The organism is Streptomyces sp. NPDC037421 (genome assembly GCF_055602105.1).
In genome coordinates, this window is sequence record NZ_JBVJWV010000026.1 from 73,036 (window position 1) to 88,667 (window position 15,632).

Sequence of the window (15,632 nt, forward strand, 5' to 3'; positions counted from 1 at the left end):
AGATATATGCATATCTTGGGGGAACGGCGGAAACGGCGGCACGATGGGTGGCACTCTGGCGCTCAGCGTAGATCCGGGGCGGCTCCGTCCCGGTGGGAAAGGGACGTCGCCATGGCAGATCAGCTGGAAGCATCCGTCACTCTGCCGAGCGATCCGGTGTCGGTGGCCGCCGCCCGCCGCTACGTGGCGCAGGTACTGAGCGACTGGGGACTGCCCGAGGACGCGGGCACCGCGGACACCGTCCGGCTCATCGTCTCGGAGCTCGCGACCAACTCCGTGCAGCACACCTTCGGCCAGTCGCCCACCTTCACCGTCGACGTCCGCCTCGAACGCGAGGAATGGCTGCGCGTCGGAGTGACGGACAGTCACCCGCGCTGGCCCAAGCGGCTCCCCGCCGCCGTCCAGCAGGACAACGGCCGCGGGATGGTCATCATCCGCTGGCTCGCGGCCGAGGCCGGCGGCCGGCTCTCGGTCAGCCCCACCGAGGACGGCGGCAAGACCGTGTGGATCGCCCTGCCCTGGCCCGCCGGCGCCTCCGCGCGCACCCTCAGGGGCTGTTGAACCCCCCGGCCGAGGGCCGTATACGAACCGCCCCGCCGGGACCGGGGCGGAACTGAACCGAGTGCCTTCCCGAAACGTGGGTTAACTCGGCGGAAAAGTACGGGCCCTACGGTATGGTCCTCGCTCTTCCGCCAATGATCACCCACGCTCCGGTAAAGCGGCGGTGATCGGGACGGAAAGCCTCGTCCTGTGTTGGGCAAGAGACGCTTGGCACGGATAAGCGCAGGTCAACAAAGTGTTGACGGCCGGTACGGTCACATCCCGGCGCGACGACGACCATGTCCCGGAAGCTTGGTGATACAGGTGCAATTGACACCACATGAACAAGAGAGACTCCTGATCCATGTGGCCGCCGACGTGGCCGAGAAGCGCAGGGCGCGCGGAGTGCTCCTGAACCACCCCGAGTCCGTCGCCCTGATCACCTCGCACCTCCTCGAAGGGGCCCGGGACGGGCGGACCGTGGCCGAGCTGATGGCGTCCGGCCGCACCGTGCTCACCCGGGCGGAGGTCATGGAGGGCATCCCCGAGATGATCCACGACGTCCAGGTCGAGGCGACCTTCCCCGACGGCACCAAGCTCGTCACCGTCCACGACCCGATCGTCTGAGGGGGAGCCGCAGCATGATCCCCGGCGAGATCGTCCACGGGGAGGGTCCGGTGCGCCTCAACGAAGGCCGCCCGGTCACCCGCCTCACCGTCCTCAACGCGGCCGACCGGCCCGTACAGGTCGGGTCCCACTACCACTTCGCCGAGGCCAACCCCGGCCTCGACTTCGACCGGCGGGCCGCGCGCGGCCGGCGCCTGAACATCGCCGCCGGCACCGCCGTCCGCTTCGAGCCGGGCATCCCCGTCGCCGTGGAACTCGTACCGCTCGGCGGACTGCGCACCGTGCCCGGACTGCGCGGCGAGACCGGAGGGCCGCTCGATGGCTGAACTCTCCCGCCAGGCCTACACCGACCTCTTCGGGCCGACCGCCGGTGACCGGATCCGGCTCGCCGACACCGCCCTCTTCGTCGAGATCGAACGGGACCTCAGCGGCGGACCCGGCAACTCCGGCGACGAGGCCGTCTTCGGCGGAGGCAAGGTCATCCGCGAGTCCATGGGACAGGCCCGGACCACCCGTGCCGAGGGCGCCCCCGACACGGTGATCACCGGCGTGGTCATCCTCGACCACTGGGGCATCGTCAAGGCCGACATCGGCATCGCCGGCGGCCGCATCTGCGGCATAGGCAAGGCCGGCAACCCCGACACCATGGACGGCGTCGACCCCGCACTCGTCATCGGCCCCGAAACCGAGATCATCGCGGGCAACGGGAAGATCGTCACCGCCGGCGCCGTCGACGCCCACGTGCACTTCATCTCCCCGACCGTCGTCGACGAGGCCCTCGCCTCCGGCATCACCACCCTCGTCGGCGGCGGCACCGGCCCCGCCGAGGGCTCCAAGGCCACCACCGTCACCCCCGGACCCTGGCACCTCGCCCGGATGTTCGCCGCCCTGGAGGCCTACCCCGTCAACATCGGCCTGCTCGGCAAGGGCAACACCATGTCCCGCGAGGGCATGCTCTCCCAGCTGCGCGGCGGAGCCCTCGGATTCAAGATCCACGAGGACTGGGGCTCGACCCCCGCCGCCATCGACGCCTGCCTGAGCGTCGCCGACGAGACCGGCGCCCAGGTCGCCATCCACACCGACACCCTCAACGAGGCCGGGTTCGTCGCCGACACCCTCGCGGCCATCGCCGGGCGGACCATCCACTCGTACCACACCGAGGGCGCGGGCGGCGGGCACGCACCCGACATCATCACCGTGGTCTCCGAGCCCAACGTCCTGCCCAGCTCCACCAACCCCACCCGCCCGCACACCCTCAACACCGTCGAGGAACACCTCGACATGCTGATGGTCTGCCACCACCTCAACCCGGCCGTCCCCGAGGACCTCGCCTTCGCCGAGTCCCGGATCCGGCCCTCCACCATCGCCGCCGAGGACGTGCTCCACGACCTGGGGGCCATCTCCATCATCTCCTCCGACTCCCAGGCCATGGGCCGCGTCGGCGAGGTCGTGCTGCGCACCTGGCAGACCGCCCACGTGATGAAGCGGCGGCGCGGCTTCCTGCCCGGCGACGGCCCCGCCGACAACCACCGGGCCCGCCGCTACGTCGCCAAGTACACGATCAACCCCGCCGTGGCCCAGGGCCTCGCCAAGGAGATCGGCTCCGTCGAGGTGGGCAAGCTTGCCGACCTCGTGCTGTGGACCCCCGCCTTCTTCGGCGTCAAGCCGGAGCTCGTCGTCAAGGGCGGCCAGATCGCCTACGCGCAGATGGGCGACGCCAACGCTTCCATCCCCACCCCGCAGCCGGTCCTGCCCCGCCCGATGTTCGGCGGCATCGGCCGGGCCCCCGCCCTGAACTCGGTCAACTTCACCGCGCAGGCCGCCCTCGACGACGGTCTGCCCGAACGGCTCGGCCTCGGAAAGAGGTTCACGGCCATCGAGAACACCCGCAAGCTGGGCAAGTCCGACATGCGCAACAACGACGCCATGCCGAGGGTGGAGGTCGACCCCGACACCTTCACCGTCACCATCGACGGTGAGGCGGTGGAGCCGGCCCCTGCGGCCGAACTGCCCATGGCGCAGAGATACTTCCTCTTCTGATGGGCCCCCGCCGATGAGCCTCGCCGCGCTGCTCGTACTCGCGGACGGCCGCTTCCCCGCCGGAGGGCACGCCCACTCCGGCGGGGCGGAGGCCGCCTGCAAGGCCGGCCGCATCCACGACGCCGCCACCCTGGCCCAGTTCTGCCGGGGACGTCTGCACACCGCCGGGCTCACCGCCGCCGGGCTCGCCGCGGCCGCCGCCCTCGGGCTCGACCCGGCCGTACTCGATGCCGCCGCCGACGCCCGCACCCCCTCGCCCGCGCTGCGCGCCGCCGCGCGGCGGCTCGGCCGGCAGCTGCTGCGGGCCGCCCGCGCCACCTGGCCCGCCGCCGAACTGGACGCGCTGGCCGCCGCTTTCCCGCGCGGGGCGCACCAGCCGGTGGTGCTCGGCCTCGCCGCCCGGGCCGCCGGGCTCGGGGCCCTGGACGCCGCGCACGTGGCGGCGTACGAGAGCGTCAGCGGGCCGGCCACGGCGACGGTACGGCTGCTGGGCCTCGACCCCTTCGAGGCGAGCGCCGTACTCGCCCGCCTCGCCCCCGAGCTCGACGCCGTCGCCGCCCGGGCGGCCGAGGCGGCCCTGCTCGCCCGTACCGAGGGCGCGGACGCCCTGCCCGCGGCCTCCTCACCGCTGCTGGAGATCGCGGCGGAGGCACATGCCGACTGGGCGGTACGCCTCTTCGCCTCCTGAGCGCGAGCCTGCTGAGCGCCGACGCCGAGCCGACGCCGGCGCCCGACCACCTTCCCCAAGGAGACCTGCCGTGCACCTCGACCACGACGTGACCTACCCCCACCGCCACACCCACGGCGCCGTCCCCCTGCGCGCCGACGGCACCCGCCGCGCCCTGCGCGTGGGCCTCGGCGGACCCGTCGGCTCCGGCAAGACCGCCACCGTCGCCGCCCTCTGCCGGGCCCTGCGCGCCGAACTGTCCATGGCCGTCGTCACCAACGACATCTACACCCGCGAGGACGCCGAGTTCCTGCTCCGCGAGGCCGTCCTGCCCCCCGAGCGGATCAGCGCGGTGGAGACCGGGGCCTGCCCGCACACCGCCATCCGCGACGACATCTCCGCCAACCTGGAGGCCGTGGAGGAACTGGAGGAGGCCTTCCTGGCCAGCGCCCCCCTCGACCTGATCCTCGTCGAATCCGGCGGCGACAACCTGACCGCCACCTTCTCCCGGGGCCTGGTCGACGCCCAGATCTTCGTCATCGACGTGGCCGGCGGCGACGACATCCCCCGCAAGGGCGGCCCCGGCGTCACCACCTCCGACCTCCTCGTCGTCAACAAGACCGACCTCGCCCCCCACGTCGGCTCCGACCTGGAACGCATGGCCCGCGACGCCGCCGCCCAGCGCGGCGACCTGCCCGTCGCCTTCCAGTCCCTGCGCGGCACCGAAGGCGTCGCCCCGGTGGCCGACTGGGTGCGCGGCCGGATCGCCGCATGGGCCGTACGGTGACCAGCGCACCCCCCGCCGCCCCCCATCCGGCCTCCCTCCGCGCCACCGCCCGCATCCGCGCCGCCGCCGACGGGCGCGGCGGCACCGCCCTGCCCCTGCTGGCCGGGGAGGGGCCGCTCGCCCTGCGCCGCACCCGGGGCGAGGGCGCCGAGGCCGGAGTGATGCTGGTCGGCGCGATGAGCGCCCCCCTCGGCGGCGACCACCTCACGGTGGAGGCCGAGGCGGGACCCGGCGCCCGCCTCGCCCTGCGCTCGGCGGCCGCCACCCTGGCCCTGCCCGGCCGCACCGGGGAGCCCGCACGGTACGACGTACGGCTCGCGCTGGCCGACGGGGCGGCGGTGCGCTGGCTGCCGGAGCCGCTCGTCTCCGTGCGCGGCAGCGATCTGCGCGCCACCACCCGCGCCGAACTGGCCCCCACCGCCCGCCTCCTGCTGCGCGAGGAACAGGTGCTGGGACGCAGCGCCGAGGCCCCCGGCCTGCTGCGCAGCCGCCTCACGGTCACCCGGGACGGCCGGCCCCTGCTGGACCAGGAGCTGTCCTGCGGCCCCGGAGCACCGGGCGGCTGGGACGGCCCGGCCGTCACGGCGGGCCACCGCGCCCTCGGCCAGCTCCTGGTGGTCGACCCGCGCTTCGAGCAGGACCCGCCCCCGGCCGCCGTACTGGGCGAGTTCGCGGCGGCCACCCCGCTGGCCGGACCCGCCGTACTCGTCACGGCACTCGCCCCCGACGCGCTGCGGCTGCGCGAGCTGCTCGACGGGGCGCTGCGCAGGTACGGCTGGTGACGGGGGGACAGAACCGGGGCAATGGGACACCGCTCAGCGGTACACGCGTTTCCGGTTATCGGGTTGGCAAAGAACTCGACCGTGCTCTGTTGCCGGGTACCGGTCAGACGAAAGGATCCCCCTGACCCAAACCCGCCGCTCCGGGCGGCACATGACCAGGGGGATCAACCACGTGATACGCAACGCGACGCTGGGGAGCGCCGCCACCCTCATCACCGGCGCGCTGGCCGCGGGCCTGCTGCTCGCGCCGCCGGCCTCGGCCGCTCCGGCCGGCCGGGACAACGGCGGTGCCGAGGCGATCGGCGTCCAGATCGCCGCCGCCCGCGCCGCGCGCGCCGGCATCGACTGGAAGGACTGTCCTGCCGACTGGGGCTTCGAGAAGCCGATCCAGTGCGGCTGGGTCAAGGTCCCGCTCGACTACACCAAGCCCTTCGGCAAGACCATCGAGCTCGCCGTCGACCGCGCCGTCTCCACCGGCACCAAGGAGGAGCGCCAGGGCGCCCTCCTCTACAACCCGGGCGGCCCCGGCGGCTCCGGCATGCGCTTCCCGCGCCGGATCACCACCAAGAGCCCGCTGTGGGTCAACACCTCCAAGGCGTACGACTTCGTGGGCTTCGACCCCCGCGGCGTCGGCCACTCCGCGCCGATCTCCTGCATCGACCCGCAGGAGTTCGTGAAGGCCCCCAAGGCCGACCCGGTCCCCTCCAGCGAGGCCGACAAGCGCGCCCAGCGCAAGCTCGCCGCCGAGTACGCGGACGGCTGCAAGGAGCGCAGCGGCGAGATGCTGCCGCACATGACCACGCCGAACACCGCGCGCGACCTGGACGTCATCCGGGCCGCCCTCGGCGAGCAGAAGCTCAACTTCATCGGCGTCTCCTACGGCACCTACCTGGGCGGGGTCTACGCGACCCTCTTCCCGACCCACGTGCGCCGCATGATCGTCGACAGCGTCGTCAACCCGGCGCAGGAGAAGATCTGGTACCAGGCCAACCTGGACCAGGACGTCGCCTTCCAGATGCGCTGGAACGACTGGCAGGACTGGGTCGCCAAGAACGACGCGGTCTTCCACCTCGGCGACACCCGCACCAAGGTCGAGGCCAAGTACCAGGAGCTGCGCGCCAAGGCCAAGGCCAACCCGCTCGGCGGGGTCGTCGGCCCGGCCGAGCTGATCGGCTTCTTCCAGGGCGCCCCGTACTACGACTCCTCGTGGGTCCCGGTCGCGCAGGCGTTCAGCGCCTGGGCCGCCGGTGACGAGAAGCCGCTGATCGAGGCCATCGCCCCGGACATGTCCGACACCAAGGGCAACGCCGCTTCCGAGAACGGCAACGCCGTGTACACCGCGGTGGAGTGCGCCGACGCCAAGTGGCCCACCAGCTGGGCCAAGTGGGACCGGGACAACTCCGAGCTGCACAAGAAGTACCCGTTCCTGACCTGGTCGAACGCGTGGATGAACCTGCCCTGCGCGACCTGGAAGTCCAAGCAGAGCACCCCGATCGAGGTCGGCGCCAAGCGCGGCATCGCCCCGGTCCTGATCGTCCAGTCCGAGCGTGACGCGGCCACCCCGTACGAGGGCGCCGTCGAGCTGCACCGCCGCCTGGCGGGCTCGCGCCTGATCACCGAGCAGAACGCCGGTTCGCACGGCGTCACCAGCCTGGTGAACCCCTGCATCAACACCCGCGTGGACGCCTACCTGCTCACCGGCAAGGTCGACGCCCAGGACGTGAAGTGCGGCCCGCACGCCACCCCGGTGCCGCCGGCCCCGGCCGCGGCGAAGTCCCTCGCGGAGGCCCCGGCCGCCGCGCTGCCGCAGCACGAGGAGCTCCCGGCCGTCGTCCGCTAGGACCCGGCAAGGCACCAGCGGTGACAGAAGCACCCCGGTGATCCGGGCGGAGAAGGCTCAGCGCGTCAGGCGCCGGGCCTTCTTCCGCTTCTCCTCCTCCTCGGCCTTGACCTCGGCCGCGTACCGGTCCACGTACTCCTGGCCGGAGAGGCCCAGGATCGCGTACATGATCTCGTCCGTGACCGCGCGCAGCACGGCCCGCTCGCCCTCCATGCCCGCGTACCGGGAGAACTCCAGCGGCGCCCCGAAGCGGATGGTGACCCGCCGGATCTTCGGGAGCCTCTGCCCGGGCGGCTGGATCTCGAAGGTCCCGAGCATGGCGCAGGGCACCACCGGCACCCCCGCCCCCAGGGCCATGGCCGCCACCCCGACCTTGCCCTTGTACAGCCGCCCGTCGTGGGAGCGGGTGCCCTCGGGGTAGATCCCGAGCAGCTCGCCCTTGGCCAGCACCCCGAGCCCCTCGCGCAGGGCCGCCTGCCCGGCGTCCTTGCCGGAGCGGTCCACCGGGATCTGCCCGGCGCTGCGGAAGAAGGCGGCGGTCAGCCGGCCCTTGAGGCCGGGCCCGGTGAAGTACTCGGCCTTGGCGAGGAAGGTGATCCGGCGCGTGAGGATCGCGGGCATCAGGAAGTGGTCCGAGAAGGACAGGTGGTTGCCCGCGACGATCGCGGCGCCCTCCGGGGGGATGTTCTCCAGCCCCTCGATCCGCGGCCGGAAAAGCAGCCGCAGCAGCGGACCGAGCAGTACGTGCTTGAGCAAGTGGTAGAACACCAGGCCGCTCCCGTCGATGCCCCTATGTCACGGCCATCCTACGGACAGTCAACGCGGGGCCGGGAGGGTCAGGCGCTGCGCGAGGCAGCCAGCCCCATCGTCAGCAGCCCCAGCACCACCCAGCCGAACCACAGCCAGCCGTTGCTGCCGAGCGCCACCGAGTACGTGGAGACGGCCACCAGAGCGGCGAAGGTCGTGACGGCCATCGCCTTAACGGATCCGGTCATGCCCCATGGTGGCGCCTGATGCGGGCTCCGCGCTACTGGCCGCGCTGCTGGAGCGAGGCGAGATACGCGTTGTAGGCGGCCAGCTCCTTGTCACCGTCCCGGTCGGCGGCCCGGTCCGAGCGTCGCGCCACCCGCTGCTCCGAGTGGTACCACTGGTAGATCAGCGCGATCAGCACCAGCACGGAGGGGATCTCGCTGAAGGCCCAGGCGATGCCGCCGCCCCACTGCTGGTCGAGCAGCGGGTCGATGTCCAGGGAGGCCGACGGGTTCGCGTACGTCTTGATCATCGGCTCGCTCGCCATCATCAGCGCGATGCCGAAGAAGGCGTGGAAGGGCATGCCCGCGAACAGCTCCAGCATGCGCATCACGTAGCCGGGGCGGTGCGGGCCGGGGTCCACGCCCATGATCGGCCAGAAGAAGATCAGACCGACGGCGAGGAAGTGGACCATCATGCCGATGTGGCCGGCCTTGCTCTCCATCAGGAAGTCGAAGAGCGGGGTGAAGTACAGCGCGTAGAGGCTCGCGATGAACATCGGGATGGTGAAGGCGGGGTGGGTGATGATCCGCATGTACCGGCTGTGCAGCAGCATCAGGAGCAGCTCGCGCGGCCCCTTGTGGCCGCGCGCCGCCGGCGGCAGCGCCCGCAGGGCCAGTGTCACGGGGGCCCCGAGCAGCAGCAGGATCGGGGTGACCATGCTGATCACCATGTGCTGGACCATGTGCACGCTGAACATGACCATGCCGTAGTCGTTCAGCTTGGTGCACATCACCAGCATCACCGTCAGCACACCGGCGACGAAGGCGACGGTCCGGCCCACCGGCCAGGAGTCCCCGCGCCCGCGCAGCCGCAGCACGCCCCACCCGTACAGGGCGAGCCCCAGCAGCGAGCCCACGAGGAAGAAGCCGTCGGGGGAGATCTCCAGCCCGCGCCCGAGAGTGAACGGCGGCAGGTCCATGTTCATGCCCATGCCGTGACCGCTGTGATCCATACCTTCACTCCCTTGACTGTGGCGCCCCACCACAGTAGTGCCGCCCCCGGACGCGATCGCGTCCGGGGGCGGCCTCAGAAGGGGGGAAACATCACAGAACGGTCTGCGCCTCGTCGTAGCGGTCCGTCGGGACCGTCTTGAGAGTCGACGTGGCCTCCGAGAGGGGGACCATCACGATGTCCGTGCCGCGCAGGGCCGTCAGCATGCCGAACTCGCCCCGGTGCGCCGCCTCCACCGCGTGCCAGCCGAAGCGGGTGGCCAGCACCCGGTCGTACGCGGTGGGCGTGCCGCCGCGCTGGACGTGGCCCAGGATGACCGGACGGGCCTCCTTGCCCAGGCGCCGCTCCAGCTCGACGGCCAGGATGTTGCCGATGCCCGCGAAGCGCTCGTGGCCGTACTGGTCCTTGCCGCCCGCCTGGTACTCCATCGTGCCGGGAAGGGGCTTGGCGCCCTCGGCGACCACGACGATCGCGAACCGCTTGCCCGCCGAGAAGCGCTCGCCGACGATCGCCGTCAGCTCCTCGATGTCGAAGGGGCGCTCGGGGACGACGATGGCGTGCGCGCCGGCCGCCATGCCCGAGTGCAGGGCGATCCAGCCGGTGTGGCGGCCCATGACCTCCACGACCATCACGCGCTGGTGGGACTCGGCGGTGGTCTTCAGCCGGTCCAGCGCGTCGGTGGCGACCCCGACGGCGGTGTCGAAGCCGAAGGTGACGTCGGTGGAGGCGATGTCGTTGTCGATGGTCTTCGGTACGCCGACGATCGGCAGGCCGCCCTGGGCGAGCAGGTTGGCCGCCTTCAGGGTGCCCTCGCCGCCGATCGGGATGATGGCGTCCAGGCCGAGGTCCGCGACGTGCCCGCGGGCCCGCTCCACGCCGTCGCGCAGGTGCGCGGGCTGGACCCGGGAGGAGCCGAGGATGGTGCCGCCGCGGGCCAGGATGCCGGCGACGGAGTCCAGGTCGAGCTTGCGGTAGTCGCACTCCAGGAGGCCGCGCCAGCCGTCGTGGAAGCCGATGACCTCGTCGCCGTGGTCGACGACGGCGCGGTGCACGACGGAGCGGATGACGGCATTGAGGCCGGGGCAGTCGCCGCCGGAAGTGAGCACACCAATGCGCATGGCAGGAAGAACCTTTGCAACGTGGGCCGACGACCGGACCACGTCGTCCGGTTGGAACTACCCGTCACCCTACAAGCGGATTCCGGCTGGACTGAACCATCCTCCACAGGATGGTCGGAACAAACAGAAGATCGTACGAACGCACACCGGCCCGGACTCCCCGAGGGGAATCCGGGCCGGCGGCCGTGCGGCAGGGGCGGGAGCGCCCCCAGGGACCTACGCGGTCTGCGTGGCCGCCGCGATGCGCTCCGCGCGCAGCGCGTCGTACCAGCGGTCGTCTATGGCCGGCAGCGCGTTCACGTCGAGGGCCAGCTTCAGCAGGTGGTCCGCGATGAGCGGGTTGCGGGCCATCACGGGGCCGTGCATGTACGTGCCGAAGACGGTGTCGTTGTACGCGCCCTCGGTGCCGTCGCCGGTGCCGTTGCCGCGGCCCATCGTCACCCGGGCGAACGGCCGTGCCGTCGGGCCGAGGTGCGTGACGCCCTGGTGGTTCTCGAAGCCCGTCAGCTGCGGCAGGCCCAGGCGCGGGTCGATGTCGGCGATGACGTCGCCGACGCACCGCTCGCCCTCGCCGCGCACGGTCACCACGTCCAGCAGGCCCAGGCCCTGCTGGCGCTCGCCCATGTCGTTGACGAACTCGTTGCCGAGGATCTGGTACCCGGCGCAGACGGAGAAGACGATCGCCCCGTTCGAGACGGCGCGCTCCAGACCGCCGTCGCGCAGCAGCCGCTCGGCGGCCAGCCGCTGCGGCCGGTCCTCGCCGCCGCCGATCAGGTAGATGTCGCCCGAGGTCGGGATGGGCTGGTCGCTGCGCACGTCCACGCGCTGCACGTCCAGGCCGCGCTGGCGCGCCCGGCGCTCCACGACGAGGCAGTTGCCCTGGTCTCCGTACGTGCTGAGCAGGTCGGGGTAGACCCACACCAGACGCAGGCTGTTGTCGCTCATGCTCTTGTCCTTCGAAGGTCTGGGTACTAGTTGCCGACGCGGCGGCGCACGTCCTGGAAGGCCGTGTAGTTGGCGATCAGCTCGATCTGCCCGGGGGGCGCCAGCTGGACGGCCTCGTCGAGGGTCTCGCAGACCCGGAAGTCCAGGCCCGCGACCTCCAGGCGGACCGCGAGGTCGAGCTTGCGGTCGCCGATCACGAAGATCGGGTGCCCGGCGAGGCGCGGGTAGTCCACGTCCCACAGCCACGAGGTGTCGGTGCCGTCGGCCCCGCGGGCGTTGACCGCGAGGATCACCGGCGCCGGCGGCCCGTCGATCAGCGAAAACGTTTCGAGCCAGCCCGCCGGGTTCTTCGCGAGCAGCAGCCGCAGCTCACGGCCCATGAAGCTCACCACGTCATAGCGGCCGGCGACGGCCTGCACCTGGTACATGCGCTCCAGCGCGACCTGCGGCGGCACGCCGAACACGGCGGCCACGGCGGCCGAGGTGGCGGCGTTGGCCTTGTTCGCGCGGCCGGGCAGCTGGAGGTGGATCGGCCAGGCGCTGCCGTGCGGGTCGAGCACGTGGTCGCCGGAGAGCACCCAGCTCGGGGCCGGGCGGCGGAAGCCGCACTCACCGCAGAACCAGTCGTCGCCCGGGCGCTGCATGACGCCACCGCAGGAGGGGCACGACCAGGCGTCGTCCTTCCACTCCTGGCCGGCCGCGACCCAGACCACGTTCTGCGACGAGGACGCCGACCACACGATCAGGGGGTCGTCGCAGTTCGCGACCACGACGGCCTTGGAGCCCTGGAGCCCCTCGCGCCACTTCTCGGCGAGCATGCGGGTCTCGGCCGCGCGGTCCAGCTGGTCGCGGGAGAGGTTCAGCAGGGCGATCACCTTGGGGGTGACGTCCCGGGCCACCCCGGCCAGGTACTTCTCGTCCACCTCGATGACGCCGTACTTGGCGTCCGAGCCGCCGGCCAGCGCCGAGGTGATGCCGGCCGGCATGTTCGCGCCCAGCGCGTTGGAGACGACCGGACCGCTGGCCCGCAGGGCCTCCGCGATCAGGCGGGTCGTCGTGGTCTTGCCGTTCGTCGCGGAGACGAGGACGACATCGAGATGCTGCGCCAGCGCGCCGAGAAGATCGGGGTCCAGCCTGAGTGCGACCTTGCCTCCGATCACCGATCCGCTTCCGCGTCCCGCGGCCCGCGACACCGCCGCCGCGGCCTTGCCCGCCGTCACGGCCAGCTTGGCCCGCGGCGAAAGCGGCTCCGTGTTGCCTGCCATCGTCCCTTGTCCTCCTAGCGTCGGTCGCCCCAGCCTATCCAGTACCGGCCGCGGCCTTGACCGCGGCGCCCCAGGTCGCCGCGGATCCACTCATATATTCGCCCGTCGTACCCTTACCGCCATGCGACAGCGTCCCCTCCCCGGTACCACCGGTTCCGTACGCCCGATGACCCTGCTGGGCGACCCGGTGCTGCACTCTCCCTGCGCCGAGGTCACCGACTTCGGGCCCGAACTCGACCGGCTCATCGAGGACATGTTCGCCACGATGTACGCCGCCCAGGGCGTCGGGCTGGCCGCGAACCAGATCGGCACCGGGCGGCGGGTCTTCGTCTACGACTGCCCCGACGACGAGGACGTCCGCCATGTGGGACACGTCGTCAATCCCCGGCTGGTCGAGGCGGACGGGGACGAGTTCCGCGGCCCCGAGGGCTGTCTGTCGCTGCCCGGCCTGGAGGCGGGCACCGTCCGCTTCGACCGGGCGGTCGTCGAGGGGGTCGCCTCCGACGGGTCCCCGGTGCGCGTGGAGGGCACCGGGTTCTTCGCCCGGTGCCTCCAGCACGAGTGCGACCACCTCGACGGCACGGTCTACGCGGACCGGGTGACCGGCCTGCGCGCCCGCCGGCTGCGCCGGGCCATCAACAAGGCCCCGTGGGGCGGCGGTCGCGGGTAGGCGTTCCTGCGCGGATCAGAAGCCGGGGCCGTCCACACGGTTGCCGGCGGTGGCCAGGCGGCCCCAGAGCAGGTCGGTGAGGCCCGCCACCAGCGCGGCCCGCTCGCAGGGGCGCTCTCCGAGCCACCAGTCGCCGGCCGCGTGCATCATGCCGACGATGCCGTGGCCCCAGATCCGGGCGAGCTGGTCGCCGCCGGGGCCGAGGTCGACCCGTTCCCCGACCACCTTCGCCAGCTCCTCGCCGAGCCGGCGCAGCAGGGGGGCGGAGTGCAGGCCGACGTCGAAGCCGCGCTCACTGCTCTGCGAGTCCTCGGCGGGGTGCATCAGGAAGCGGTAGACCTGCGGGCGGGCCTCGATGGCGGCGAGGTAGGTGTCCAGCGTGGACTCCACCCGCTTGCGGCGTTCGGCCGGGGCGTCGAGCGCGGCCCGCAGGGAGTCGAGCAGGGCGTCGGTGTGGCGTACGGCGAGCGCCTGGTAGAGGCCCGCCTTGTCGCCGAAGTGCCGGTAGAGGATCGGCTTGGTGATGCCGGCCTCGGCCGCGATGGCGTTCATGGAGGCCTTGGGGCCGTCCCTGAGTACGACGCGGTCCGCCGCTTCGAGCAGCTCGCGCCGGCGGCGTTCTCCCGCTCCCGGCTCGCCCGGCTGCTGACTGGTCTCCATGACGTGTTTCTCTCCCCGCCCTTGCGATGTGCGTGACGCCCACGCAACGTAACACCCCGCGTACCCCCGTCACCGAATCGGCGGCGCTTGACAGTGCTTACCAGCCGGTAACAGACTGTGGCCACGGTGAGGGTTACCGGCAGTAACGGTAACCGTGTGAGACAGCTGGAGGGGACATGGCGGAGTTCACCATGGAGCTCAACGACGACCAGAAGCAGGTCCGGGACTGGATCCACGGCTTCGCCGCCGACGTGATCAGGCCCGCGGCCGCCGAATGGGACGAGCGGGAAGAGACTCCGTGGCCCGTCATCCAGGAGGCGGCCAAGGTCGGCATCTACTCGCTGGACTTCTACGCCCAGCAGTTCTTCGACCCGACCGGCCTCGGCATCCCCATGGCCATGGAGGAGCTCTTCTGGGGCGACGCCGGCATCGCCCTGTCCATCGTCGGCACCGGCCTCGCGGCCATCGGGGTCGTCGCCAACGGCACCGAGGAGCAGATCGGCACCTGGATCCCGCAGATGTACGGGACCCCGGACGACGTCAAGGTCGCCGCCTTCTGCTCCTCCGAGCCGGACGCAGGCTCCGACGTCGGCGCGATGCGCACCCGGGCGGTCTACGACCAGGCCAGGGACGAGTGGGTGCTGAACGGCACCAAGACCTGGGCCACCAACGGCGGCATCGCCAACGTCCACATCGTCGTCGCCGTGGTCGACCCGGAGCTCGGCACCAAGGGCCACGCCTCCTTCATCGTGCCGCCGAACACCCCCGGCCTGTCCCAGGGCCAGAAGTTCAAGAAGCACGGCATCCGCGCCTCGCACACCGCCGAGGTGGTCCTGGAGGACGTGAGGATCCCCGGCTCCTGCCTGCTCGGCGGCAAGGAGAAGCTCGACGAGCGGCTCGCGCGGGCCCGTGAGCGGGCGGCGGCGGGCGGCGGCGAGCGGGTGAAGAACGCCGCGATGGCCACCTTCGAGGCCTCCCGGCCCGCGGTGGGGGCCATGGCCGTAGGCACGGCGCGCGCGGCGTACGAGGTCGCCCTCGACTACGCGAAGACCCGCACCCAGTTCGGCCGCCCGATCATCGACAACCAGGGGGTGGCCTTCCAGCTCGCGGACATGCGCACGCAGATCGACGCGGCCCGGCTGCTGGTGTGGCGGGCGTCCTGGATGGCGGTCGCGGGCAAGCCGTTCACCTCGGCGGAGGGCTCGATGTCGAAGCTCTACGCGAGCGAGGTGGCGAAGAAGGTCACCGCCCAGGCGGTCCAGATCCTCGGCGGCAACGGCTTCACCCGGGAGTACCCGGTGGAGCGGATGCACCGCGACGCGGCCATCTACACGATCTTCGAGGGGACGAGCGAGATCCAGCGCCTGGTGATCGCCCGCACCCTGTCGGGCATGCCGATCCGCTAGCCGCGGTCCTTTCCGCCCCCCCCGGCGGTCCCCGGGGGGCGGGTGGCGTCGGCGCAGCGGGGTGCGGCAGTGCGGGGGTACGGGCCGTGGGGGCCGTTGCCGTACTGGGGTGGCGGTGTGCCAAGGGCCTCTCCCGGGCGCGTGGTGATCACGGCACCCCGGCCCGGCCCGTCACGGGCGCAGGAGGCGGATCAGGGCCCGGGTGAAGAGGCGGGGGGGGGGGGGGGGGGAGAAGGGGGGGGGGGGGGGGGGGGGGGGGGGGGGGGGGGGGGGGGGACGCCCCCCCCCGAAGAAGAAGGGAA

At 72.1% G+C, this 15,632-nt stretch carries 17 protein-coding genes; 10 read left to right on the forward strand and 7 right to left on the reverse strand.

Annotated elements, in window-relative coordinates:
- Positions 1 to 111: 111 nt before the first annotated feature.
- The 8 genes from ACZ7IF_RS29305 to ACZ7IF_RS29340 all read left to right on the forward strand — a co-directional run bounded on the left by ACZ7IF_RS29305 (position 112) and on the right by ACZ7IF_RS29340 (position 7,283).
- Entirely contained in the window at positions 112 to 561 is a 450-nt protein-coding gene (locus ACZ7IF_RS29305) for an ATP-binding protein (RefSeq protein WP_470977397.1), read from the forward strand.
- Positions 562 to 864: 303 nt separating this feature from the next.
- A complete protein-coding gene (locus ACZ7IF_RS29310; RefSeq protein ID WP_470977400.1) occupies positions 865 to 1,167 on the forward strand; it encodes an urease subunit gamma in 303 nt (100 codons plus the stop codon).
- Positions 1,168 to 1,181: 14 nt separating this feature from the next.
- A complete protein-coding gene (locus tag ACZ7IF_RS29315) occupies positions 1,182 to 1,493 on the forward strand; it encodes an urease subunit beta (protein WP_470977403.1) in 312 nt (103 codons plus the stop codon).
- Positions 1,486 to 3,207 carry an urease subunit alpha gene (locus ACZ7IF_RS29320; protein ID WP_470977406.1) on the forward strand — a complete coding sequence of 574 codons (1,722 nt, stop codon included), beginning with the start codon at positions 1,486 to 1,488 and terminating at the stop codon, positions 3,205 to 3,207. Before ACZ7IF_RS29315 ends, ACZ7IF_RS29320 begins: the two co-directional genes overlap by 8 nt.
- 13 nt (positions 3,208 to 3,220) lie before the next feature.
- The gene (locus tag ACZ7IF_RS29325) at positions 3,221 to 3,895 is read left to right on the forward strand and encodes an urease accessory protein UreF (protein ID WP_470977409.1); all 675 of its coding nucleotides are present in this window, start codon (positions 3,221 to 3,223) and stop codon (positions 3,893 to 3,895) included.
- 70 nt (positions 3,896 to 3,965) lie between these two features.
- The gene (ureG, locus tag ACZ7IF_RS29330; protein ID WP_470977413.1) at positions 3,966 to 4,661 is read left to right on the forward strand and encodes an urease accessory protein UreG; all 696 of its coding nucleotides are present in this window, start codon (positions 3,966 to 3,968) and stop codon (positions 4,659 to 4,661) included.
- Entirely contained in the window at positions 4,646 to 5,443 is a 798-nt protein-coding gene (locus ACZ7IF_RS29335; protein ID WP_470977416.1) for an urease accessory protein UreD, read from the forward strand. Before ureG ends, ACZ7IF_RS29335 begins: the two co-directional genes overlap by 16 nt.
- Positions 5,444 to 5,615: 172 nt before the next feature.
- Positions 5,616 to 7,283, forward strand: a complete 1,668-nt coding sequence (locus ACZ7IF_RS29340; RefSeq protein ID WP_470977419.1) for an alpha/beta hydrolase — start codon at positions 5,616 to 5,618, stop codon at positions 7,281 to 7,283.
- 57 nt (positions 7,284 to 7,340) lie between these two features.
- On the opposite strand, the gene ACZ7IF_RS29345 is transcribed toward ACZ7IF_RS29340, so the two are convergent.
- The 6 genes from ACZ7IF_RS29345 to ACZ7IF_RS29370 all read right to left on the reverse strand — a co-directional run bounded on the left by ACZ7IF_RS29345 (position 7,341) and on the right by ACZ7IF_RS29370 (position 12,594).
- Complete coding sequence (locus ACZ7IF_RS29345) at positions 7,341 to 8,051, reverse strand: lysophospholipid acyltransferase family protein (protein WP_470977422.1); 711 nt, start codon at positions 8,049 to 8,051, stop codon at positions 7,341 to 7,343.
- A 68-nt stretch (positions 8,052 to 8,119) separates the two neighbouring features.
- On the reverse strand, positions 8,120 to 8,278 hold the full coding sequence (locus ACZ7IF_RS29350; RefSeq protein ID WP_185911042.1) for a hypothetical protein: 159 nt from the start codon (positions 8,276 to 8,278) through the stop codon (positions 8,120 to 8,122).
- 32 nt (positions 8,279 to 8,310) lie between these two features.
- On the reverse strand, positions 8,311 to 9,267 hold the full coding sequence (locus ACZ7IF_RS29355; RefSeq protein ID WP_470977425.1) for a cytochrome c oxidase assembly protein: 957 nt from the start codon (positions 9,265 to 9,267) through the stop codon (positions 8,311 to 8,313).
- A 91-nt stretch (positions 9,268 to 9,358) separates the two neighbouring features.
- Positions 9,359 to 10,384 (reverse strand): 6-phosphofructokinase, encoded by a 1,026-nt coding sequence (locus tag ACZ7IF_RS29360; RefSeq protein WP_470977428.1) that lies wholly within the window; start codon positions 10,382 to 10,384, stop codon positions 9,359 to 9,361.
- A gap of 216 nt (positions 10,385 to 10,600) precedes the next feature.
- Positions 10,601 to 11,329 carry a type 1 glutamine amidotransferase gene (locus ACZ7IF_RS29365; protein ID WP_469112433.1) on the reverse strand — a complete coding sequence of 243 codons (729 nt, stop codon included), beginning with the start codon at positions 11,327 to 11,329 and terminating at the stop codon, positions 10,601 to 10,603.
- Positions 11,330 to 11,355: 26 nt separating this feature from the next.
- Positions 11,356 to 12,594, reverse strand: a complete 1,239-nt coding sequence (locus ACZ7IF_RS29370) for a MurT ligase domain-containing protein (RefSeq protein ID WP_470977431.1) — start codon at positions 12,592 to 12,594, stop codon at positions 11,356 to 11,358.
- Positions 12,595 to 12,715: 121 nt separating this feature from the next.
- Between ACZ7IF_RS29370 and def the strand changes: the two genes are divergently transcribed.
- On the forward strand, positions 12,716 to 13,264 hold the full coding sequence (gene def / locus ACZ7IF_RS29375) for a peptide deformylase (RefSeq protein ID WP_470977434.1): 549 nt from the start codon (positions 12,716 to 12,718) through the stop codon (positions 13,262 to 13,264).
- A gap of 15 nt (positions 13,265 to 13,279) precedes the next feature.
- Here def and ACZ7IF_RS29380 read toward each other — a convergent pair whose 3' ends face one another.
- Positions 13,280 to 13,924, reverse strand: a complete 645-nt coding sequence (locus tag ACZ7IF_RS29380; protein ID WP_470977436.1) for a TetR/AcrR family transcriptional regulator — start codon at positions 13,922 to 13,924, stop codon at positions 13,280 to 13,282.
- 176 nt (positions 13,925 to 14,100) lie between these two features.
- On the opposite strand from ACZ7IF_RS29380, the gene ACZ7IF_RS29385 reads away from it, so the two are divergent.
- Positions 14,101 to 15,330 carry an acyl-CoA dehydrogenase family protein gene (locus tag ACZ7IF_RS29385; RefSeq protein WP_470977439.1) on the forward strand — a complete coding sequence of 410 codons (1,230 nt, stop codon included), beginning with the start codon at positions 14,101 to 14,103 and terminating at the stop codon, positions 15,328 to 15,330.
- Positions 15,331 to 15,632 lie beyond the last annotated feature (302 nt).